This window comes from Streptomyces specialis, from assembly GCF_001493375.1.
GTDB lineage: Bacteria > Actinomycetota > Actinomycetes > Streptomycetales > Streptomycetaceae > Streptomyces > Streptomyces specialis.
Genome location: NZ_LN929848.1, coordinates 1 through 1,975 on the forward strand (window position 1 = coordinate 1; position 1,975 = coordinate 1,975).

The following is a 1,975-nucleotide window of genomic DNA, read 5'->3' on the forward strand; positions in this document are numbered from 1 at the left end:
CCGCATCCCATTTGCTCTTCGTCGGCAGCGTCAGATGTATATAGGAGACGGCCCCCCCGCCCGCCTGTTCGCCCCCACGGACGCCAGCGGCGACCGACGACCCGGACGCGGCGCGGTCGCTGCTGGAGTCCGTGGGGACGAACATGCGGGCGGAGAGCCTCGCGTTCGAGGTCGCCGAGGAGGTGACCGAGGGCGAGGACGGCGCGTTCACCGTGCCGTTCACCGCCACGTTCGCGCTGGAGGGGCTGGGGGAGTGGTCGTACGACTCCTCGGCGCTGCTGCTGCCCGCCGCGGACGGCGCGGAGGACGAGTGGACCGTGCGCTGGGAGTCCGCCGTCGTGCACCCGGACCTCGCCGAGGGGCAGACGCTGGTCCTCACCACCGAGGAGCCCGAGCGCGCCGCGATCCTCGCGGCGGACGGCGAGGAGCTGGCCGGGCCTTCGGTGGTCTTCGACATCTCCATATGGCCCTCCCGGCTCACCGACCCGGACGCGGCGTACGAGGTGCTGGACGCGCTCGGCGCGGGCATCGACACCGACGCCCTCGCGGACCGGGTGGAGGCCGCCGAGCCGGATCAGGCGGTGCCGGTGGTGACGCTGCGGGAGTCCGCGTTCCAGGAGCATGAGACGGCGCTGCGGGGCGTCGAGGGGTTGCAGTTCCAGGAGGGCACCAGGACGCTGGCGCACGCCGCCCGCTCGGTGGTCGGCGCGCTGGACCCGGACGGCGGCGCGGGGGCGTCAGGTCTCCAGAGCCGTTATGACGACCAGCTCACCGGGACCGCTGCCGGGGCCGTGGTGATAGCCGACCGCGAGTCGGGGGACGCCGTGGAGACCCTCCACGAGCAGGAGGGCGGCGAGCCGGGCACGCCCGTGCGGACCACCATCGACCTCACGGTGCAGCGGGCCGCGGAGGCCGCGCTGGCCGATCTGGGGCGGGAGGGCTCGATCGTCGCCGTGCAGCCCTCGACGGGGAACGTGCTGGCGGCGGCCGACTGGCCGGCGGACGGGTTCGCGCGGTCGCTGGAAGGGCAGTTGGCGCCGGGCTCGACGTTCAAGGTGGTGACGGCCGCCGCGCTGCTGGAGTCGGGCACCGGGCCGGACGACGTGCTCGGCTGTCCCCAGTACGCGACGGTGGAGGGCCAGCGCTTCGAGAACCAGGACGAGTTCGAGCTCGGTCCCGGCACCACGCTGCACGACGCGTTCACCGCGTCCTGCAACACGGCGTTCATCGACAACCTCGACCGGTTCGACGGGGACACACTGACCCGGACCGCCGAGGCGTTCGGCATCGGGGCGGTGTGGGACGTCGGCGCCGTGACGTTCGACGGTGCCGTGCCCGTCGCCGACTCGCCGAACGCGCTCGCCGCCTCGCTCATAGGCCAGGGCCAGGTGCAGGCCAGCCCGCTGGTGATGGCCTCGGTCGCGGCGACCGTCGCGGACGGGACGTTCCGCCAGCCGCAGCTCGTCCCTGACGCGGTCGAGGCGCGGCACGAGGCGACCGCCGAGCTGGGCGCGGACACGCTGGAGGCGCTGCGGACGATGATGCGCGACACCGTGACCGAGGGCTCCGCCTCGGCGCTGCGGGACGTGCCGGGCGAGCCGCACGGCAAGACGGGGACCGCCGAGTTCGGCACGGAGGACGGGGAGCTGTCCACCAACGCCTGGATGATCGGTTACCTCGGGGAGCGCGACCTGGCCTTCGCCGTGATGCTGGAGGACGGCGGCTCCGGCGGCCGGGACGCCGGCCCGGTGGCCGCGGACTTCCTGAACGGCCTGTAGCCGGCGGCGGCGAGCGCGGCGGCCAGGAGCGCGGCCGAGGCGGGCGCCCAGTAGGCCGCCGCCGGGCCGCCGGGCAGGTGCTCGACGGCCCAGCCGCCGCCCCCCCCGCCCCGCGCGCTGCCCCCACGCCGGGCCGCCCCGGCGAGGGGCATGCCCCCCTTTAGGCGGCCCGGCGGGGCCGCCCGCCTCCCGCGGGT

Annotated in this window: 1 protein-coding gene; it reads left to right on the forward strand. The window is 75.3% G+C overall.

Going from position 1 to position 1,975, the window contains the following annotated elements; all coding sequences use genetic code 11:
* The first annotated feature begins 119 nt into the window (after positions 1-119).
* Positions 120-1,778 (forward strand): penicillin-binding transpeptidase domain-containing protein, encoded by a 1,659-nt coding sequence (locus BN2279_RS09470; RefSeq protein ID WP_407702213.1) that lies wholly within the window; start codon positions 120-122, stop codon positions 1,776-1,778.
* The last annotated feature ends 197 nt before the right edge of the window (positions 1,779-1,975 follow it).